The organism is Pseudarthrobacter adonitolis (assembly GCF_055412845.1).
In genome coordinates, this window is record NZ_JBVAYW010000026.1 from 25559 (window position 1) to 45986 (window position 20428).

Here is a 20428-nt window from a genome sequence, read left to right on the forward strand (position 1 = left end):
GCTACTTCTTCGCTTCGTCTTCGTCGATGATCTCGGCGTCGACGATGTCCTCATCAGCAGCCTTGTCCCCGCCTGCGGCACCACTAGGGGCGCCTTCGGCACCTGCGGCACCGGTGGCACCGTCCGGCGAACCGGCCTGGGCGTAGATAGCCTCGCCGAGCTTGGTCTGGGAAGCCTGGAGCTTCTCGAACGCGGCCTTCACGGCTGCGTCATCGGTGCCTTCGAGGGCCTTCTTGAGCTCGTCGACGTCGGCCTGGACCTCGGTCTTGACCTCTTCAGGCAGCTTGTCGGCGTTGTCGGCGATCAGCTTGTCCACGGAGTACGCGAGCTGCTCGGCGGTGTTGCGGGTGTCGGTCGCCTCGCGGCGGGCCTTGTCCTCGGCTGCGTGCTCCTCGGCGTCCTTGACCATGCGCTCAATGTCTTCCTTGGAGAGCGCGGTGCCGCCGGTGATGGTCATGGACTGTTCCTTGCCGGTGCCCTTGTCCTTCGCGGAGACGTGGACGATGCCGTTGGCGTCGATGTCGAACGTGACCTCGACCTGCGGGACGCCGCGGGGAGCCGGCGCGATGCCGGTCAGCTCGAACGTGCCCAGCGGCTTGTTGTCGCGGGTGAACTCGCGCTCGCCCTGGAACACCTGGATGGCCACTGACGGCTGGTTGTCATCAGCCGTGGTGAAGGTCTCGGACCGCTTGGTGGGGATGGCGGTGTTGCGCTCGATCAGGTGCGTCATCACGCCACCCTTGGTTTCGATGCCCAGGGACAGCGGGGTGACGTCGATCAGCAGGACGTCCTTGCGCTCGCCCTTCAGAACACCGGCCTGGAGTGCTGCACCAACGGCTACAACTTCATCCGGGTTGACGCCCTTGTTCGGCTCCTTGCCGCCGGCCAGTTCCTTGACGAGGTCGTAGACAGCGGGCATACGGGTGGATCCGCCAACGAGGACGATGTGGTCGATCTCGGAAAGCTTGATTCCGGCTTCCTTGATGACGTCGTGGAACGGCTTCTTGGTGCGCTCCAGCAGGTCCTTGGTGAGGTCCTGGAACTTGGCGCGGGTCAGCTGCTCGTCCAGGTGGACCGGGCCATCGGGGGTGACGGAGAGGTACTGAAGCGAAACGTTGGTGCTGCTGGAGGAAGAGAGTTCCTTCTTGGCCTGCTCAGCGGCTTCACGGAGGCGCTGCAGGGCGATCTTGTCCTTGGACAGGTCGATGCCCTTGACCTTGAGCTGGCTCAGCAGGTAATCCACAACGCGCTGGTCCCAGTCGTCGCCGCCGAGGCGGTTGTCGCCTGCGGTGGAGCGGACCTGGATGGTGGAAAAGTTGTCTTCGTCCTTGCCGACTTCAAGCAGGGAGACGTCGAACGTGCCGCCGCCGAGGTCAAAGACCAGGATGAGCTCGTCTTCCTTACCCTTGTCCAGGCCGTAGGCCAGTGCAGCCGCGGTGGGCTCGTTGACAATGCGCAGGACGTTGAGGCCCGCGATTTCGCCGGCTTCCTTGGTGGCCTGGCGCTCGGCGTCGTTGAAGTAGGCCGGAACGGTGATCACGGCGTCGGTGACCTTCTCGCCAAGGTAGGACTCGGCGTCGTTCTTCAGCTTCATGAGCACACGGGCGGAGATTTCCTGCGCGGTGTACTTCTTGTCATCGATGGCGACAGACCAGTCAGTGCCCATGTGGCGCTTGACGGAGGCGATGGTGCGATCGATGTTGTTGACGGCCTGGCGCTTGGCGATCTCGCCCACCAGGACTTCGCCGGACTTGGAGAATGCAACGACGGACGGCGTGGTGCGGCCACCCTCGGCGTTGGCAATAACGGTGGGCTCGCCACCTTCGAGAACGGAGACGACGGAGTTAGTGGTTCCGAGGTCGATACCTACTGCACGTGACATGTGTTGCTTCCTTCTTTTCCTTGGAAACTTGCTGGCGCTCGAGTGTTGAGCGTTCTGCACTCAACTTTACTCAGGGCGCAGGCGATGTCAATCCAAAGTTGAGCGGAGTCCGCTCAACTTTGGATTTTTAGGGCACGGTACCCCCAGGCGATCCCCCGGATTTCCGGGGTTTTTATGCCGAAAGTCCGCTTCCTTTGGCAGTAGTTCGCTGTGCGTGAACGGCCGTTACGGGTTCTTGTCTTCGTCCACTTTCCCCTCGCGCGCGCGGTCAACAGAGCCGGCGTCGCCGTAGTCGCCTTCCGCGTACTCGCCCTCCTCGGGCTGGTTCCCCGTGCCGCCGGCGCCGGCCTCGCCGAAATCGCCTTCCGGATAGTCGCCCTCCTCGGGCTGGTTCCCCGTGCCGCCTACGCCGGCCGCGCCGAAATCGCCTTCCGGATAGTCGCCCTCCTCGGGCTGGTTCCCCGTACCGCCCACGACGCCGGCCTCGCCGAAATCGCCTTCCGCATACTCGCCCTCCTCGGGCTGGTTCCCCGTACCGCCCACGACGCCGGCCTCGCCTCCCTCATACTGGCCGCCTTCGCCCTCCAGTCGGGGTTCGGTGCTGCCCTTGCGGCGTTCTTCTTCAGGTGCGGTGTTCTCACTCATGATGTGACCTCTCCTTTGAGTTCCGCGTCCATCCGGGCGCATTTGAAGTCTACTCAGCCCAGGCGGGGTGAAACAGTGGTGGCAGCAGGCACGCTCCAGCAAGCCCGTGTCACGCACGGCAGGCTTTTGGACCGGGCGGAAGAGTGCGGCCGCGGAAATCCGTGGCCGCACCGCCCCCGGGGACTCGAAACCGTGCGTGGCGTGACGCCGTAACCGGACTAGCGACGGCCGGCACCCTCCGTCTCAGGCTCCAAGGCGCCAGCATCCCGATGCACGGCTGTACCCAGCTCCGGCCCGCCCAGCTTGCCGGGCCACCAGATGCGCGGGCCGATGTCGTACGCCAACGCGGGGACCAGCAGCGAGCGCACCAGCACGGTGTCCAGCAGTACGCCGAACGCCACAATGAAGGCGAGCTGCACCAGGAACATGATGGGAATGACGCCCAGCGCGGCGAATGTGGCGGCGAGCACCACCCCGGCCGAGGTGATCACTCCGCCGGTCACGCCGAGTCCGCGCAGGATGCCCGGCCTGGTCCCGTGCTTCAGCGATTCCTCGCGCACCCGGCTCATCAGGAAGATGTTGTAGTCCACGCCCAGGGCAACCAGGAACACAAACCCGAACAGCGGCACGGTGGCGTCGGCGCCGGGGAATCCCAGCAGGTTATTGAAGACCAAGGCCGAGACGCCCATGGCCGCGCCGTACGACAACACCACGGAGAGCACCAGCAGGACCGGCGCCACCACGGAGCGAAGCAGCAGCATCAGGATGAGCAGGATGACCGCCAGGACTATGGGGATGATGATCACCAGGTCGCGCTGGGCAGTTGTGTTGGTGTCCAGGGCCGTGGCGGTCGCGCCGCCCACCAAAGCGCCGGCGTCGACCGTTGTTATCTCCTCGCGCAGCGCCTTGACCACACCCTCCGCCTCAATGGAATCGGCGGCGTAGTTGAGCGTGGCGTTGATTAGAACCTTGCCGTCGTGGACGTCCGGCGCGTTGGGAGCGCCCGGGACTCCGGTGATGGGCACACCGCCTTCAGCCAGCAGGTAGGCGTCCCCCACGCCGTCGGCCGCTTTGACCTTTGCCAGCACTTCATCGGCTTTGCTTTCGTCCGCAATTACGACGGCGGGGCTGCCGCTGCCGGCGTCGAAATGCCGCGCCAGCGCGTCCTGGCCGTCCACCGCATTGGACGCGGTGAGGATGAGGTCGGTCTGCGGCACGCCGTTGGCCTTCAGCTGCAGCACCCCGGCCGAAGCCACCAGCAAGAGGAGGACCGACGCGACCCAGACCGTGCGCGGGCGGCGGGAGACGAGCGAACCCGCGGCCCGCCAGATACCCTTCTGCCCCTCCATGCCGGTGACCAGCTCGGGCTCACGCTCGCCTGCCGGAACCAGCTTGGGGCGGAACGGCCAGAACGCGGCCCGGCCCAAGAGCGCCATCAGAGCGGGCAGGAGGGTCAGGGCAGCGAAGAGCGAGCAAAGAATGCCCGCCGCCGCAACAGGGCCCAACGCCTTGTTGGAGTTCAGGTCGGAGAACAGCAGGCAGAGCAAGGCGATGATGACGGTGGCGCCGGAAGCCAGGATGGGTTCGAACGACGCTTTCCACGCGGTCAGCACGGCTTCGGTCCGGTTGCGCGTGTGGGTCAGGGCTTCGCGGAACCTCGCCACGTACAGCAGGGCATAGTCCGTTGCCGCGCCGATCACCAGGATGGACAGGATGCCCTGACTCTGGCCGCTCAGCTGAATCCAGCCGAGCTTGGCCATGCCGAACACCAGCAGGATGGCGGCGCACAACGCAAAGACCGATGTGAGCAGCACGGCGATGGGCAGGAGCAGTGAACGGTAGACGATCAGCAGGATCAGGAAGACCGCACCGAGTGCCACCAGGAGCAGGATGCCGTCAATGCCGGCGAAGGCGCTGACCAGGTCTGCGGTCAGGCCAGCAGGTCCGGTGACGAAGGTCTGCATTCCTACAGGCGCGGAATCCGTCAGAAAGTCCCGCAAGTCCTGGACGGATTCCTTCAGCTCGTCGGAGGACCCGATCGGGGCGATGAACTGGACCGCTTTCCCGTCCTCGGACGGGAGGGGGCCGATCACGGCGCTGCCCAGCTCCAGTCCGTCCAGTCCGGTTTTCAGGGATGCCAGGTCGCCAAGCTCCGCGGGGCTGATGGCGTCGTGGTCCTCGATGACGATGACGGCCGGCACTTCGTCTGAATCGCGGAACTTCGCCTGCCAGTCCTGGGCGGCAGTGGCTTCGGCGCTGGCCGGAAGGAAGGAGGCCTGGTCGTTCGAGGAGACCTCGTCGAGCCGGCCGAACGTTGGTCCGCCCACCCCGGCTATGGCAAGCCACGTGAGCACCAGCAAAACGGGAACGAGCCAGCGCAGCCAGAACGGAACCCTCGCGCTGTGTTGGGGACGGGATTTCATGATTCCTGCTTAGCTCGGGGTGGCCGCGGTTCACTTGATTCTATCCTAGAGTGTCTCCATCATGGAGATAAATTCTCCGGGTTGGGTTTCTGTTTGAAACTACGCAGCTGGCATCTCTGCAGTAATATCCGTCAGGGCACCAGGCAAGCGAGCGGAGGAGAGCGGAACATGACAGACGAAGCGTCCCAGCGCCCACCGGACTCCGCACCCTTTGCCCTGGTCCGCCTGCTGCAGGACTTCACCCTGGAGGCCAACCGCTACGTGGACACCGCCGGCGGCCGCAACGACATGCACCGCACGGACCTCAACGCGCTCGCGGTGATCATGCGGCACACCGCCAGGGGCCTGGTGGTCACGCCGGGCATCCTGCGCAAGGAACTCAACCTCAGCTCGCCCGCCACCACCGCCCTCATCGACCGGCTGGACAGTTCGGGGCATGTGGTCAGGGAGCGTCTCGGCCCGGACCGGCGGCAGGTCCAGCTCCGCATGACACCCAAGGCGTTCCAGGACGGCAGTGCCATATTCATGCCGCTTTCGCGCCAGATGGGCTCCGCCATGGCGGACTTCTCCCCCGAAGAGCTGGAGCTCGTCACACGGTTTATGACCGCCATGGTGGACGCCACCGTCGCTGCCCGCGAGGAAGCGGCCGACGGCGGCCCCGCCTCCCCCGCCCCGCCCAAGTAGGTCGCATTTAATGTCGCCATGAGCGCCCATAACGACATTAAATGGGACCTACTTTGTGGAGGCTTCCGTCCGTTTTTCACTGCGGAGGGGTAGCGTTTCATTATGAGTACGCAGCAGCCTGACGACGACGATGTGTACACGCACGGCCACCACGAGTCGGTGGTCCGCGCCCACGCCTCCAGGACCGCGGAGAACTCCGCGGCCTTTGTTATTCCCCACCTCACGCCCGGGGTTTCAGTGCTCGACGTCGGCTGCGGCCCTGGGAGCATCACCTGTGATTTTGCGGGACTAGTGTCGCCCGGAAAGGTCACCGGCCTGGACCGGTCGCCGGACATCATCGCCCAGGCCACGGCACTGGCGGCCGAGCGCGGCGTGGCCAATGCGGAGTTCCTGGCCGGCAACATCTATGACCTCGACTTCGAGGACGAGACTTTCGACGTCGTCCATGCCCACCAGGTACTCCAGCACCTCACCGACCCGGTGGAGGCGTTGCGCGAGATGCGCCGGGTGGCGAAGCCGGGCGGCATTGTGGCAGTGCGCGACGCCGACTTCCACGGCATGAGCTGGTACCCTGCCATCCCGGAGCTGGACGAATGGATGGACCTGTACCAGCGGATCGCCCGCCGCAACGGAGCCGAGCCCGACGCCGGCCGCAGGCTCGTGTCCTGGGTTCAGTCCGCGGGCTTCGGCGACGTGGCGCCCACCAGCACCAACTGGCTGTATGCCACCGGGCAACAGCGGAGATGGCAGGCCCGGGTCTGGGGCGAACGAGTGCTGCATTCGGCCTTCGCGGAGCAGGCACTTGAATACGGCTTCGCAAATCCAGCGGACCTGGCCCGGATTTCGGCTGGCTGGCACCGCTGGGGATCCACCGACGACGGCTGGTTCCTGATCCCGAACGGTGAGGTCATCGCCCGGGCGTGATTTCCACATAGGCACAACAGTGCCTATCCGCCCCCGTACTGGCGGCAATAGCGTCGGAATATGAGCTATTACGGAGAGAACGAATACTGGGCTGAGCCTTACACCGCCGAGGTTGACCAACTAGACTTGGTCAACATGGGGCAATACAACGTCCAAGAGGCAAAGACCCGCCTGTCCGAGCTGTTGAACCTTGTTGAAAACGGCGAGGATGTGGTCATTGCCAAGGCAGGCCGCCCGGTGGCCCGGCTGGTGAAAATCGAGCGCCCCCACAAACGCGAACTGGGCTTCCTGGCGCCCCTCCAGATCCCTGACGGGTTCTACGAACCGTGGACCGACGAGGAAATGGGTGAAGTGACAGGTGGCGATCATTGATGCGCCTGCTCCTGGACACCAATGTTTTCCTGTGGGCCCTCGCCGAACCCAAGAAACTGTCCACCAAAGCCAGGAACGCCATCACCAAGCTCGAGAACTCGGTCTACGTCTCGCCCATGACCGCATACGAGCTGTCCTATAAACACCATCAAGGCAAGCTGCCGTCGGGGGCGGCGATAGTGGCAAGCTTCGGACGGCAGGTAGCCCACCTGTACGCCTCAGAGCTGGCCATCTCCGCACCGCATACTTTGGCCGCCGGCCAGCTGGATTGGGAACACAAGGACCCCTTCGACCGGATCCTGGCTGCGCAGGCCATGGTGGAAGGGCTGACGCTGGTGACGGCAGATCAGGAGCTTCACGCATTTGAGTCCGTGACCACCCTGTGGTGAGGGCGGCACTAAACTTGGCAGGTGCAATTCTCCCATTGGCTCGCCCTCGCGGGCGCTGGCGTCCTGATCAGTTTCACGCCGGGCGCCGGTGCCATCAACACTATGAGCAACTCGCTGAGGTCCGGCTTCCGCCGCTCCATCTGGGGGATACTTGGCCAGCAGGCAGCCTTGGTTGTCCACGTGGTGATCGTGGCGTTGGGCGTTGGCGTGCTGGTGGCAAGCTCCCCGGAGGCCTTCAATGCGATCCGTTACGCCGGGGCCGCCTATCTGGTGTACCTGGGCATCCGCCAGTTCCTGAGCAAACCGGAGCTGGACCAGGAACAAGCCGCCGCCCTCCGGAACGAGCCCGCCTGGTCAATGTTCCGGCGCGGCCTCTGGGTCAACCTGCTCAATCCGAAGGCCATCGTTTTCTTCCTCGCGTTTATGCCACAGTTCATCCGCCCGGAACAGCCCCTCCTGCCGCAGTACCTTGTGCTCACGGCCACCGTGGTGGTAATCGACATCCTGGTCATGTGGTTCTTCTTCGCTTTTGCCGCCAAATCCTTCCAGCGCTTCACGCACAACGCCCGCGGCCAGAAGATCCTTAGCCGCATCTTCGGGGTGCTCTTTGTGGCGGTGGGAATTCTCCTCGCGCTAATCCACTAGGCCTGATCAACTGGTAAGCCTGCCAGCCGCACGTGTCTGACATTTTTGCCCGGCACATGGTCATGAAGTGGCCACCTGCCGGATCATCACTGTGTGCACGGGAAATATCTGCCGGTCACCGATGGTGGAGATGACGCTGGCGGCGCCCTTCCAAGCGGAAGGCCTTGGCTCTGATGTGACAGTGGATTCGGCGGGAACTACCGGCTATGAGGCAGGACGGCCCATCGATCCGCGCGCCGGACGCCGTCTCCATGAACGAGGTCCGCATGCTCCGCAGCTTCGACCGCGCTGTTGCAGGCAGCGAACTGCCGGACCAGGGGCATCGAGGATCCCTGGTACGGCGTCCATGCCGATTTTGACACCGCCTGGGAGCAGATCCGCGGCGCTGTGCCAGGCATCGTCGCGCATGTCCGCACGGTCGTCGGCCAGGCGGCGCCGCGACCGCAGCTGATGCAGCAGCAGGTACGCTCTATTTCATGACCCCCGCACCTGTGATCATTGCCATTGACGGGCGATCCGGCGCAGGCAAGACCACTCTGGCCATCGAACTCGCCGCGCAGCTACGGAACCATCACAAAGTCGCGCTCTTCCACCTTGAGGACATCTACCCGGGCTGGAACGGCCTCACTGCGGGCATCGAGCGCTACGTTTCCACCGTGCTCACGCCGTTGAGCCGCGCCGAGCCCGCCACCTGGACCAGCTGGGACTGGGACAGGCATTACGACGGCGACACCCGGGTCACGCTGCCCGCGGAGATCGTGATCATTGAGGGAGTGGGGGCGGCCGCCGCCGACGCCAGGCCCCTGCTCAGCGCTGTCATCTGGGCCGACTCTCCTGACGACATCCGCCGGAAGCGGGCCTTGGACCGCGACGGCGGCACATATGAACCGTTTTGGGACCAGTGGGCTGAGCAGGAAGACGCGTGGCTCGCCGCCGACGATGTCCCCCACGAAGCCGATATCCGTGTTCGCAACAATGCCGACGGTTCCGCTACCGCCGACGTCATGCATGCCCTCACCTACCTGCCCGCGCTCGGGTCGGCGCTTGTTCCCGAGCTTGCCGCCCGCCGCGGCCTCAGGCTACGCGCAGAACGACTGGACGCCAGGCCGGACGCCGCCGTCCTCTTCGATAACCTCTACGGCGGCTCAGCGAACGCCGTCTGGCTGGACTCCTCCAACGCAGACATCGCCAAGGCAGACTCCGCCAACGCGCCCGCCGGCGCACTCGCTGGGCCACCTCGAGAGCAGACACCCGCCGGGCCGCCGCCACCGAAACAGTCGCCCGCCACCGAGCGCAGCCGCTTCAGCATCCTCGCGGACGACGGCGGGACGTACGGCCAGGCGGTCACGCACCGGTCCGGCGAAAGCGTCATCACGGCAGGCTCCGCCACGGCGCGCGTGCCGGGCCCGTTCTTCCGCTGGCTGGACACAGTCTGGGGACGCAGGGCGGTCCGCACGCCGGACGGCTACCCGGGCGACTTCACCCTGGGCTGGCTGGGCTGCCTGGGCTATGAGCTCAAGCGCGAAACCGGCGGGACGGACGCGGCGGCGCCGACTCCCGACGCGGCCCTGATCTTCGCGGGCCGAGCCGTCGTTTTGGACCACGCTGAAGGAACAGCATGGCTCCTTGCACTGGAAGCGCCCGACGCCGACAGCTGGCTGACCGACGCCCGCGCCGCCGTCGCCGCGGCAACCCACAGCACGCCAAGCTTCGGCTCACAAACCATCGGTGAGACAACCACGCACGCCGGCGGCAGCAACGGCGTCGTACGTCCTGTTGGGCCCGCGTTCAGCAGCCGCGACACGGAGCCGTCCTACCTGGCCAAAATCGCGGCCGCCCAGCACGAAATCCGTGAGGGGAACTCGTACGAGGTGTGCCTGACCACCACGCTCACGGCCCGGCTGCCCGCCGCCGCGGCGGCCCCCTGGCCCACGTACCTCGCGCTGCGGCGGAAGAATCCGGCGCCGTTCGCCAGCTACCTGCGGTTTGGCGGGCTGACGGTGGCCAGCACGTCGCCGGAGCGGTTCCTGAGGATAACGTCCGACGGCGGCATGCGCGCCGAACCGATCAAGGGCACCCGGCGCCGGGGTGCTGATCCGGAGCGTGACAGGCAGCTGCGGGAGGACCTGGCGGCCTCGCTGAAGGACCGGGCGGAAAACATCATGATTGTGGACCTGCTGCGGAACGACCTCAGCCACTTCGCGGAGCCCGGATCGGTGACGGTCAGCAGGCTGTGCGAGATCGAAAGCTACGCAACGGTGCACCAGATGGTCAGCACCATCGACGCGCGGCTCCTGCCCGGCTCGCCACGGGCCGAGGCAGTGGCCGCATGCTTCCCGGCCGGCTCCATGACCGGCGCCCCGAAAATCAGCACCATGGCAATCCTGGACCGGCTGGAGGAAGGCCCGCGCGGCCTGTATTCCGGCGCGATCGGCTATTTTTCCCTCAACGGGGCCACGGACCTGGCCGTGGCGATCCGCACCCTGGTAACCAAGGAAGAGGCCGGGGACGGCAGCGAACAAGCGGCGACGGCGGAACTCACCCTCGGCGTCGGCGGCGCCATCACTGCCGACTCGGTACCTGACGAGGAGTACGACGAAATCCGCGTGAAGGCGCACGGTGTGCTTTCTGCGCTGGGTGCGGACTTTCCTGGCAGCTAGGCAGGCCCGATGACGGGGACGGCTTCAGTTGATGACCAGGAGGGTGACGGTGGTCAGCAGGGTTAAAGGACACTACGGTCATTCGAAACCAGAACCGCGCCGTTTTGGTCTGTGGCATATCTGTCAGCTCCCCCGCGGCGCTGGCTACAGACAGGCGGGATCCGTTCGCTGATAGTCGGGTCCAGATTCATGAACCCGTATTCCCAGAGTCGTCGCCTCTCTGCGGCGCTCCAGTCCGGACCGGCTTAATCTTTGGGCAAGATCGGTTTGAGGCAAGATCGCGGCGGCACGGACTGATCTGCTAAACCAGCTGAAAACGCCGGGGCTGGCAGGCTTACTGGACAGTAGCCGTCAGCCTGGCCACGTTGTCGATGTACCGGGCTGCGAGGGGGCGCTGCAGCCAGTCCTCAAGCAGGAGTTCGTTGGAAATGTCGCGGTACGTGTCTTCGACCGCGCGCATGTTGTTCACGATTTCGGCGCCGAGCAGCATCACCGAAACCTCCATGTTCAGCGAGAAGGAGCGCATGTCCATGTTGCTGGAGCCCAGGACAGCCACTTCCTCGTCGATGGTGAAGTGCTTGGCGTGGAGCACAAAGGGCGCTTTGTAGAGGTAGATCCGGACGCCGGCCTCCAGCAGCGCCTCGTAATAGGAGCGCTGGGCGTGGTGGACCAGGAACTGATCGCCCTTAGCGGAGACGAACAGCTCCACGTCCACGCCCCGCTGGGCCGCTGTGGTGATGGCGTAGAGCAGGGAATCATCGGGCACGAAATACGGGCTGCAGATGGAGATCCGGTGCTGCGCGGAGTAGATCAGGGTGTTGAAGAGGCGCAGGTTGTTTTCGGTGATGAAACCGGGACCGCTGGGCACCACCTGGGCCGTGACGTTGCCCGGTTCGGCGTTGGCCGGGAGCTGCAGCTGGTGTTCCAATGACTCGTCGGTTTCGCTCAGCCAGTCCGTGGCGAACACAACGTTGAGCGTAGTGACGATCGGTCCGCGTAGGCAGGCCATCAGCTCCACCCATTCGCGGCCGGCCTTGCGGTGCTTGGGGTTGTTATAGGAGGGCTCGATCAGGTTCTGCGAGCCTGTGAAGGCGAGTTCGCCGTCGATCACCATGATCTTGCGGTGGTTGCGGAGGTCCGGGCGCCGCCACTGGCCGTGGGTCGGCAACAGCGGGAGCATGCGCTTCCACTGGATCTTCCCGGCCCGCAAACGTTTGAGGAAGTTACGGTAACCCTTGACCCGGAGCGTGCCGATGTGGTCGAACAGCACCCTGACTTCCACGCCGCGCTCGGCGGCCTCCTCGAGGGCGGTCAGCAGGTCATCGGTGATGTGGTCCGTGCTCATGATGTAGAACTCGGCGTTTACGAACTTCTTGGCTTTGCGCACAGCCTCGGTCATGGCCAGGATCGAGTCCGGATAGCCGGGAATGAGGTCCACTGAATTGCCGTCCACCATGGGGAGGGAGCCGAGCCGCCGGTTCAATTCCCCGGCGGATGTCACCCATTCGGGCCCCGGGTATTCACTGACGACGTCGGCGAGCGAGGAGATGCCCGCCCGCACCCTGGTGTTGATGATCTCCTGCTGCTGCCGGCGGCGGCTGGAGAGCCTGAAGTTCCCGAACAGGAGGAAAAGCACCAGGCCCAGGAACGGCACAAAGAAGATGCCCAGCAGCCAGGCCATGGCCGTGGTGGGGCGCCTGTTGCCGGGGATGATGCCGATGGCCAGGACCCGGATCACCAGGTCCGCAATGCTGAGCAGCACCACCACCCACGTCGGCGCGGTACCGGCAAGCGAAATTGGCCACAGCACTCTGGAATAACCCCCCGGGTTGTGCGCACCGGCGGACGGGTTCCGGCGGGGCAATGACCACAGCTTAGCCGCGGCTGGCCCTACTAAGCTGGAGCCATGACTTCTCCTGCGCCCGTGGTGCTCGTTTTCCTTGACCCCGTGTTCCCGGCCGGCCGGCTGGCCGATGCTTCGCATCCCCAGCTAATGGCCACGGACCAGGGCGCCACGCGTGGCGACGGTGTGTTCGAGTCCATGCTCGCGGTGGGCGGGGCGGTCCGGAAGCCGCAGGCGCATCTGGACCGGCTGATCGGGTCGGCCCAGGCCCTGGACTTGGTGATCCCGGCGCAGGATGAGTGGCGGGCGGCCATCGCCACGGGCGTCGCGGAGCACCGTAAACAGCATCCCGCTCCGTCGCCCGCCGAGGACGAGCTGGTGGTGAAACTCGTGGTCACCCGCGGCCCGGAAGGCGCAGAGTCCCCCACCTGCTGGGTTCAGGTCTCCCCGGTGGGCGCCCTCGGCCGCCGCCAGCGCGAAACAGGGATCGATGTCATCCTCCTGGACCGCGGCTACGACAGTGACGTGGCAGAGCGTGCCCCGTGGCTGCTGCTCGGCGCCAAGACCCTGTCCTACGCCACGAACATGGCCGCCCTGCGGTACGCCCACAAACAGGGCGCCGACGACGTCATCTTCACGTCCTCAGACGGCCGCGTCCTGGAAGGCCCCACGTCCACGGTGCTGCTGGCACATCTGGAAACCTCCGACGACGGCGCCGGCGCCACCCGCGCGGTGCGCCGGCTCATCACCCCGCAGCTGGACAGCGGGATCCTCCCCGGGACCTCCCAGGGTGCACTGTTCGCGGCGGCCAAGGCAGCCGGCTGGGAGCTCGGCTATGGGCCGCTGGAACCGCAGGACCTGCTGGACGCCGACGCCGTGTGGCTGATTTCCAGCATCAGGCTGCTCGCGCCGGTGAACCACATTGACGGCAAGGAAGTGGGGACCCCTGCCGTACAGAAGCAACTGACGGCCGAACTCAACGCATTGTTTGCCGGGATTCAGTAGCCTTCCGGGATTCAGCAGTTCTCCAGGATTCAGTAGGGAGGCCTTACGCTTACGCCATGGTGGTTCGCAGCGCAGGGATCCTGCTGTACCGGCGGGGAGCAAACGGGCTGGAAGTGTGGATAGCCCACATGGGCGGACCGTTCTGGGCACGCAAACAGACCCAGTCCTGGTCGGTTCCCAAGGGCGAGTACCTTCCCGATGAGGACCCCCTGGAGGCCGCCCGGCGTGAGTTTGCCGAAGAGATCGGCACGCCGCCGCCAGCCGTTGACTACTTCGAGTTGGGTGTCTTCCGGCAACCATCTGGAAAGATCATCACGGTGTTCGCAGCGGAGTCTGACTTCCAGCCGGAACGGATTGTGAGCAACACGTTTCCGCTGGAGTGGCCCAAAGGATCCGGCATCATCCAGGACTTTCCCGAGGTGGACGATGCCCGGTGGGTGACGGAAACCGATGCACGCCGCAAGCTGGCCAAGGGCCAGCTTCCGATCCTGGACGCCCTGCTGCAGCGTCTTGAACTGCCCTAAGTTGAACTGCCCCAGACCCGGGCCGGGTGCTGACGGGTGGAACTGCCCTGTTGGTCCGTCGCGCAGGTCCGTATGGTTTGGTGCATGAACTCTTACACGGAGCCGACCAACAAATTGAACTTTGACGAATGCTGGGAGTTGCTGGCCGATGACACCTTGGGACGCCTGGCCCTTGTAGTGGACGGCCATCCGGAGATCTTTCCGGTCAACTACATCCTGGACCGCAGGAGCATCGTCTTCCGCAGCGCCGGTGGCTCCAAATTGTGGGGCGCCCAGGCGGACCGTCCCGCGGCGCTGGAGATCGATGGATACGATCCCCGCACGGAGATGGCCTGGAGTGTGGTGGCGCGCGGAGACACCGAAGTGATCGAGGCCCAGGCTGACAAGGACGCCGTTGACGCCCTTCGCCTGGAGCCCTGGCAGCCTGGACCCAAGGACTACTACATCCGGCTGACGCCACTCGCACTGACCGGCCGCCGCTTCCAGGTCACCAAACCGGACGTCTGGAACACCCGCTTGTCGGACCGCCGTCGTGCTTCCTTCGAGTAGCGCAGGCGACCTTCTGGACAGCGAAGCCCCCGCTCCGCTCGTCCAGGGGGTCCGGATCCGGGTGCTGCGGCGGAGCGACGCAGCCGGCCTGAGCGAGGCCTACCTCCGGAACCGCCAGCACCTCGCGGCTTGGGAACCGGAGCGGGACGAAGCCTTCTTCACTCCCAGGCATCAACTGGACATCATCCGGGCCAAGCTCGCCCAGCATTCCGTGGGCCAGGAAGTTCCGTGGGTGCTGGTGGACTACGACGATCCCGCCTACATCATCGGCGCCGTCACCCTCACCGGCATCGTCCGTGGGCCATTCCTCAACGCCAACCTCGGGTACTGGGTTGATTCCACCCTCAACCGGAGGGGCATCGGATCTGCGGCGGTCCGGTTCGCCACGAACCACGCCCGGACAGAACTGGGCCTCCACCGGGTCCAGGCGGCAACGCTGCTCCACAATGAGCCCTCACGTAAGATCCTCAGGCGCGCCGGGTTTCGGGAAATCGGCGTGGCGCCGCAGTACCTGAGGATCGCCGGCCGCTGGCAGGACCACCTGCTCCATCAACTGCTCCTTCACTGCTGACGCGGTCGCAGCCGAATCCACAGCGGCTGGGGCACATCGGCGGCACTCAGGGTTCGCCGAAGCTGGCCCCAAGCACTCTTGAATCAGCAATCGAAAGGCACCCCATGAGCAACGACGCTCACGTCCCCGTCATCCTGGGCGGCGCACGCACACCCTTCGGGAAGTTCCGCGGCAGCCTCTCCGGGCTCACCTCCAGCGAACTGGGTGCCCACGCCATCCAGAACGCACTGGAACGGTCCGGGGTGGCGCCGGAACAGATCCAGGCCGTCATCGTGGGCCAGGTCATCCAGGCGGGCGCTGGCCAGGGACCCGCCCGGCAGGCCAGCCTTGCCGCCGGCATCGGCTGGGATGTGCCCACCGTGACCATCAACAAACTGTGCCTGTCCGGTCTGACTGCAGTGATCGATGCCGCCCGGATGATCCGCGCCGGCGAAGCTGATTTCGTTGTGGCGGCGGGCCAGGAATCCATGACCAACGCCCCGCACCTGCTGCCACGGCTTCGCGGCGGCGTGGCGATGGGTGATGCGCCTCTGCTGGATTCCCTGAACTTTGACGGCCTGCAGGACCCCGTCTCAGGCGAACTGATGGGCTCCGCCACCGACGCCGGGAACGCCCGCCTGGGCATCAGCCGCGAGGACCAGGACGCCGTCGCCGCCCTTTCGCACCAGCGGGCGGAGGCCGCCCGGGCGGCCGGCATCCTGGCTGAGGAGATCGCTCCGGTGGAGGTCCCGCAGCGCCGGGGACCCGCCGTCGTGATTGATGCCGACGAGGGCATCCGCGCCGGAACCACCGTCGAGACGCTCGCGGCACTGAAGCCCGCCTTCTCCAAGGACCCGGCCGCCACCATCACCGCCGGTTCGGCCTCCCCGCTGTCCGACGGTGCGGCCGCCGTGGTGGTGGCCAGCAAGGCAGCAGCGGAAGCGGCCGGCCTCAGCTGGATCGCGGAGATCGGCAGCCACGGCCAGACTGCCGGACCGGACGGTTCCCTACATTCCCAGCCGTCCCGCGCCATTGAGCGAGCCCTGAAACTTGAAGGGCTGACCATTCACGACGTGGACCTCATTGAGATAAACGAAGCCTTCGCCTCGGTGGTGCTGCAGTCCGCCAATGACCTGGGGATCGACGCGGACAGGATCAACGCCGACGGCGGCGCCATCGCCTTGGGCCACCCGGTGGGCGCATCGGGGGCCCGCCTGGTCCTGCATCAGGCACTCGCGTTGAACCGGCGCGGCGGCGGCACAGGCGTGGTTGCCTTGTGCGGCGGCGGTGGCCAGGGCGACGCCCTGATCCTGAAGGCCCGCGGCTAGGGCGTCCGGGAGGGTCAGAGCCGGCGCGATTTCCGCTGGGTAGGCCATGACGTCGCCAGATGTACTGTGGACCGGCTCATGCGCCAAGAGGCCATGAACGGCCTCCCGGGAAGCAAACTAAACGGAGCCTCATTCCTACTCGATGACGACCCTGCGCAGCCGGTCATTGCTCTGTCGGGCCGCGGCAAACGCTTGGACGGCGTCCTATTCACGTTGCTGCACGAAGTGGCACATATAATTCTCGGCCACGTATCCCCGGACCAGTTATTCATCGATGAAGGCGCCGGGCAGGCCGACGAACCGCAGGAGCAAGAGGCCGATCGGCAGGCAGGTGAATGGCAGATACCAGGCGGCCTTCCCAAGCCACCCAATGTCATACGAAAAGGCTGGATTCAGACTGTTGCCCAGCAAGCTGGCGTACACCCCGTAGTGATCCTTGGCCGCCTACAAATCGACAAGCTCTTGGACTGGAGAACGGTTCTAGCAAAGAGTGCACCGACTGTCGACTCATACCTTGAACGCTGGACCTAACTCGACAAGGTTCCCCTACAAAAGCCAGAGAGCGCCGTGCTGGTGCCGTCAGCTGGGCCTTGGACAAGATCTACGACGGTGCACTAAGTAAACAGCCACCCGTCAGCCTCTGCGCTCATCGGTGAGGCTCATATCCCTAGGGTTTCGAGGCGCAGAAGTTTCGAGACACCCAGATTGGCAACTTCCTGCTACTTCTTCTTCCTGTTCTTGCGTTGCGGCTGGATGCGCTGACCCGCGGGTTCAGTAACGAAGGGAAGGGATGCGGCCTCGTCCCGGCTTCCACTCAGAATGGGCAGTGCCGGCATTCCCTTGGCAGCCCGGCGTTCGGCCAGGGCCTTCGCCGCCGGCGACCCTGGCGTCGGCATCCTACGGATGACGAAGAACTGCTGACCCATCGTCCACAGGTTGGTGACGGTCCAGTAGATCAGGACACCGATCGGAAAGTTGATGCCTCCCACGCCGAACACGATCGGCAGGATGTAGAGCATCATTTTTTGCTGGCGCATGAAGGGGCTGGCCAGGGCCTCTTCGGACATGTTCTTGGCCATAATCTGCTTCTGCGTAATGAACTGCGAGGCCGTCATCGCCAGAATCATCGCGATGGTCAGGACCGTAACCGCGACATGTCCATCGCTATATAGCAGCACCGCCGACAGCGGTGCGCCGAAAATGCTCGACTGGTCGAACTGCACCACTTGTGCGTGAGTCATCGCCCCGATGCCGTTCCCAGCGGCGGCAGCACCGCTGATGCCCGACAGCACGGTAAACAGCGCAAAGAAGAACGGCATCTGGATCAGCATGGGGAGGCACGCGGAGAACGGGTTGGTCCCGTGCTTCTTGTACATGGCCATCTGTTCCTGCGACATGGCCTGGCGGGACAGCTGGTCAGTCTTGCCCTTGTACCTGTCCTGGAGCTTCTTCAGGTCGGGCTGGAGCAGCTGCATGCCGCGCTGCGCCTTGATCTGCTTCACGAACACAGGGATAAGGGCGGCACGGATCACCAGCACCAGGCCGATGATGGACAGAGTCCAGGTCCACCCGGAGGCCTCAGGCATGCCAATGGTGTTCAGGCCCTCATGGAAGCCCACCATAATGATGGAAACAAGCCACTTGAACGGAAACATGATGGTTTCAAAGAAGTCCATATGGCGCCCCAATCTGTTAGGTGGAAAACGAGAACCTTAATCGTCAGTTCGATCAGCCACATGATGTAGCCCTTCGAATACTGCACTCAAGGTACGGACGACGCCAGCAAGCTCGCTCACGCGAGGCATCAGGGGGCTGTATCCGAAACGGATGTTTCAATATCGGTCCAAGCTACGGCCGTCCCTGCCGGGATTACCTGGTAGGCCTGACTGAGCACTTCTCGTTCACCAATCAATTGTCCAGTCCTGGGATCGATGATGATCTCCTTACTTCCGAACCCTGAGCTGTCTGTGTGGCCGATGGCGACACCGGTCTGGCCGTTCAGGTTTGCTTGCCCCTCGGTGATTGTTACGCCTGGGATCATGGCGGCGGCCTTATAGAGGGCTGCACGCAGGTCAGCAGGAACGATGCCGGTTCTTAGGAGGTCGGCTATGAACACTAGTGCTTGCCCATCTACCGACTGTCCCTTTCCTAGAGTCTGTTTGTAGATGTTGTTGAGGAGCCGGTAAGGGTCACGGGGGAAAGCGGACATGTCCGCGGTCAGCCAGCCGCCGCTGCTGCCGTAGAACTCTCCCTTTCGTGCCCGCAGCAGCTCGGGATGCGCACGAATGTTTTGTTCGCGGACGTACTCCTTGGCCGTGGCCTCGAAGAAGGTTGTGGGCACGCGACCTGACCGTTGCCACACCCACTCGTCGCTGCGATCCGCCGGGATGTACATGTCGAATTTTTCGGTGTCCAGCCACAGATATTTGGAACCATCTTCTTCCCAGGACTCAGTCATCCAGACGTTGGTGCTTTTGATTCTTAGGTATTGTCCGGGATTCACTACGGGGTCGGTTGCGTTGATTGCCGTCTGCGCCGCTTTGTTGAGGACTTCTGCGGCCTGAGCGCTAGCACCGCCGCGCCAGCCGGCAAGACCGACGACGTCGCCTGCGATTAGCCCTGCTACGACAGCAGCCGCCGCCATTGTCATTACCAGCCGGCGCGTGGGGCGTGACTTACGCGCAGGGAGGTGATCGTTGGCCGCCTGGTCGGTTGCTTCTTCGGCCGAGCTCCCGGTCGCGTATTTCCGGGGGAGTTCTTGTTCCGCCATCCCTACGAGCTGTCGGCGAAGCGCATCGCTTCTGTCGGGTTGAAATTGGTGTGTTTTCATACGGGCCTCTGTTCCTGCGCGGACTGCCGGTCGAGCGCATACCTGCTGGAAACTTCGTCATATAGGTCCCCGAGCCTTGCTTTGGCCCGGTTTAGTCTGGATTTCACCGTGCCTTCGGGGACGCCGAGTGCGATCGCTGCGTCTCGGATGCTCATTTCTTCAACCACGCACAGTGTCAGCACGTTACGGTCCACTTGGCGTAAGCGTGCAAAAGCCTGCTCTAACGTGGCGGCCTCCAACTCCTGCTGCTCGTCGTCGGCGAACGCCTCAGCGACGTCAGGGCTATTGGCCGGTGGCGGGAGCCGGGCTAGGAAATTCTTATACCGCCGGCGCTGGCGCAGCTCGTTTCGCAACGTGTTGTTCGCCGTGACCAGCAACCAAGCAGCAATGGAGCCGTTCACCACGCGCACGTAATCCCGGCGACGCCACGCCTCATAAAACACCATCGCCGTGATGTCCTCGGCTGCATGAGCGGAACCCACGATTCTGAGGGAATGATGGAGAACTCGGTCCCGATGACGGTCAAAGACTGCGCCAAAGGCGTCGCCGTCTCCATTTACGACGAGCCTCCAAAGAACCTCGTCTGTCCCTTCCAAATCTCCGCCCATACCCCATAGTGTCCGCACACATGGAAAGGTTCCATGTTTTGCGGAGAAACTTTCCACTCGGTCTCATCGAGGGACGTTCGACCGTCCACAAGATTCCACAGTCCACAAGAACGAACCTCGTACGGGACGGTTCAGACCGGGAGATGCCGAGGCGAAGTAGCCAGAGAAACACGGGATCCAGATGGCCGTCCGTTGTGCGATCTTTTGTCAGGGGCAGGACGTAGGCTCACCTTAAAAGCACATTATCTATCGAGGTTGGGGGTTTGTGATGAGTGCGAGTCAGTATCGCGGGCAATTGGACCGGAAACGCAAGCAGCGAATGGACGCCGAGAAAAGAGCTGGAGAGTACCGGAATAAGGAGACGGTGAAGCGTTCTGCCGCTGACAAATCGCGATCCGCCGCAGACAAAGCAACAAGCCCAAGTCTCGCGTCAAGTAAGCGACGAGAGTCTGAGTGAACCGTGCCGGGTTTTAGGCCGTCTTCTTGCTGGTGTCCTCGTCGTGTGATGAGGCGTCTATTTGAGCGTAGTAGTTTTGCTCGAATTCGTTGGGTGGGATCATGGCCAGG

The 20428-nt window shown here is 64.2% G+C and carries 20 protein-coding genes and 1 pseudogene; 14 read left to right on the top strand and 7 right to left on the bottom strand.

Going from position 1 to position 20428, the window contains the following annotated elements; genetic code table 11:
- Nucleotide 1: 1 nt before the first annotated feature.
- From dnaK to ACZYZ4_RS17585, 3 genes are all read right to left on the bottom strand, one after another.
- Entirely contained in the window at nt 2-1882 is a 1881-nt protein-coding gene (dnaK, locus tag ACZYZ4_RS17575) for a molecular chaperone DnaK (RefSeq protein ID WP_463862965.1), read from the bottom strand.
- Between the two features lie 225 nt (nt 1883-2107).
- A complete protein-coding gene (locus ACZYZ4_RS17580) occupies nt 2108-2527 on the bottom strand; it encodes a hypothetical protein (protein ID WP_463862967.1) in 420 nt (139 codons plus the stop codon).
- 218 nt (nt 2528-2745) lie between these two features.
- On the bottom strand, nt 2746-4950 hold the full coding sequence (locus ACZYZ4_RS17585; RefSeq protein ID WP_463862968.1) for an MMPL family transporter: 2205 nt from the start codon (nt 4948-4950) through the stop codon (nt 2746-2748).
- Between the two features lie 168 nt (nt 4951-5118).
- Between ACZYZ4_RS17585 and ACZYZ4_RS17590 the strand changes: the two genes are divergently transcribed.
- The 8 genes and pseudogenes from ACZYZ4_RS17590 to ACZYZ4_RS17625 all read left to right on the top strand — a co-directional run bounded on the left by ACZYZ4_RS17590 (nt 5119) and on the right by ACZYZ4_RS17625 (nt 10624).
- Nucleotides 5119-5634, top strand: a complete 516-nt coding sequence (locus ACZYZ4_RS17590; RefSeq protein WP_463862970.1) for a MarR family winged helix-turn-helix transcriptional regulator — start codon at nt 5119-5121, stop codon at nt 5632-5634.
- Nucleotides 5635-5736: 102 nt separating this feature from the next.
- On the top strand, nt 5737-6558 hold the full coding sequence (locus tag ACZYZ4_RS17595; protein WP_463862971.1) for a methyltransferase domain-containing protein: 822 nt from the start codon (nt 5737-5739) through the stop codon (nt 6556-6558).
- A 60-nt stretch (nt 6559-6618) separates the two neighbouring features.
- Nucleotides 6619-6930 (top strand): type II toxin-antitoxin system Phd/YefM family antitoxin, encoded by a 312-nt coding sequence (locus tag ACZYZ4_RS17600; protein WP_426988630.1) that lies wholly within the window; start codon nt 6619-6621, stop codon nt 6928-6930.
- The gene (locus ACZYZ4_RS17605; RefSeq protein ID WP_463862973.1) at nt 6930-7319 is read left to right on the top strand and encodes a type II toxin-antitoxin system VapC family toxin; all 390 of its coding nucleotides are present in this window, start codon (nt 6930-6932) and stop codon (nt 7317-7319) included. Before ACZYZ4_RS17600 ends, ACZYZ4_RS17605 begins: the two co-directional genes overlap by 1 nt.
- Nucleotides 7320-7340: 21 nt before the next feature.
- Nucleotides 7341-7964 (top strand): LysE family transporter, encoded by a 624-nt coding sequence (locus ACZYZ4_RS17610; protein ID WP_463862974.1) that lies wholly within the window; start codon nt 7341-7343, stop codon nt 7962-7964.
- A 130-nt stretch (nt 7965-8094) separates the two neighbouring features.
- Nucleotides 8095-8199, top strand: a pseudogene (locus ACZYZ4_RS17615) (low molecular weight phosphotyrosine protein phosphatase); the annotation flags it as partial.
- Between the two features lie 56 nt (nt 8200-8255).
- Nucleotides 8256-8444: a low molecular weight phosphatase family protein gene (locus ACZYZ4_RS17620; RefSeq protein WP_463862998.1), complete on the top strand. Its 189-nt coding sequence runs from the start codon at nt 8256-8258 to the stop codon at nt 8442-8444.
- Nucleotides 8441-10624, top strand: coding sequence for a chorismate-binding protein (locus ACZYZ4_RS17625; protein ID WP_463862976.1), 2184 nt, complete (start codon nt 8441-8443; stop codon nt 10622-10624). The genes ACZYZ4_RS17620 and ACZYZ4_RS17625 overlap by 4 nt, the downstream gene beginning before the upstream one ends.
- A 334-nt stretch (nt 10625-10958) precedes the next feature.
- On the opposite strand, the gene cls is transcribed toward ACZYZ4_RS17625, so the two are convergent.
- The gene (gene cls / locus ACZYZ4_RS17630; protein WP_463862994.1) at nt 10959-12431 is read right to left on the bottom strand and encodes a cardiolipin synthase; all 1473 of its coding nucleotides are present in this window, start codon (nt 12429-12431) and stop codon (nt 10959-10961) included.
- Between the two features lie 99 nt (nt 12432-12530).
- Here cls and ACZYZ4_RS17635 point away from each other — a divergent pair, with 99 nt between their 5' ends.
- The 6 genes from ACZYZ4_RS17635 (at nt 12531) to ACZYZ4_RS17660 (ending at nt 16954) form a co-directional block, all read left to right on the top strand.
- Nucleotides 12531-13472, top strand: a complete 942-nt coding sequence (locus tag ACZYZ4_RS17635; RefSeq protein WP_463862978.1) for an aminodeoxychorismate lyase — start codon at nt 12531-12533, stop codon at nt 13470-13472.
- A 56-nt stretch (nt 13473-13528) separates the two neighbouring features.
- A complete protein-coding gene (locus ACZYZ4_RS17640; protein WP_463862980.1) occupies nt 13529-13996 on the top strand; it encodes an NUDIX hydrolase in 468 nt (155 codons plus the stop codon).
- A gap of 84 nt (nt 13997-14080) precedes the next feature.
- A complete protein-coding gene (locus ACZYZ4_RS17645; RefSeq protein ID WP_463862981.1) occupies nt 14081-14545 on the top strand; it encodes a pyridoxamine 5'-phosphate oxidase family protein in 465 nt (154 codons plus the stop codon).
- Nucleotides 14529-15116 carry a GNAT family N-acetyltransferase gene (locus ACZYZ4_RS17650; protein WP_463862983.1) on the top strand — a complete coding sequence of 196 codons (588 nt, stop codon included), beginning with the start codon at nt 14529-14531 and terminating at the stop codon, nt 15114-15116. Before ACZYZ4_RS17645 ends, ACZYZ4_RS17650 begins: the two co-directional genes overlap by 17 nt.
- 104 nt (nt 15117-15220) lie before the next feature.
- Nucleotides 15221-16423, top strand: coding sequence for an acetyl-CoA C-acetyltransferase (locus ACZYZ4_RS17655; protein WP_463862984.1), 1203 nt, complete (start codon nt 15221-15223; stop codon nt 16421-16423).
- A gap of 93 nt (nt 16424-16516) precedes the next feature.
- Complete coding sequence (locus ACZYZ4_RS17660; RefSeq protein WP_463862996.1) at nt 16517-16954, top strand: ImmA/IrrE family metallo-endopeptidase; 438 nt, start codon at nt 16517-16519, stop codon at nt 16952-16954.
- A gap of 188 nt (nt 16955-17142) precedes the next feature.
- Here ACZYZ4_RS17660 and yidC read toward each other — a convergent pair whose 3' ends face one another.
- The 3 genes from yidC to ACZYZ4_RS17675 form a co-directional block, all read right to left on the bottom strand.
- Entirely contained in the window at nt 17143-18099 is a 957-nt protein-coding gene (gene yidC / locus ACZYZ4_RS17665) for a membrane protein insertase YidC (protein ID WP_463862986.1), read from the bottom strand.
- 128 nt (nt 18100-18227) lie between these two features.
- Nucleotides 18228-19253, bottom strand: coding sequence for a CU044_5270 family protein (locus tag ACZYZ4_RS17670; RefSeq protein ID WP_463862988.1), 1026 nt, complete (start codon nt 19251-19253; stop codon nt 18228-18230).
- The gene (locus ACZYZ4_RS17675) at nt 19250-19861 is read right to left on the bottom strand and encodes an RNA polymerase sigma factor (RefSeq protein ID WP_463862990.1); all 612 of its coding nucleotides are present in this window, start codon (nt 19859-19861) and stop codon (nt 19250-19252) included. Before ACZYZ4_RS17675 ends, ACZYZ4_RS17670 begins: the two co-directional genes overlap by 4 nt.
- Nucleotides 19862-20428 lie beyond the last annotated feature (567 nt).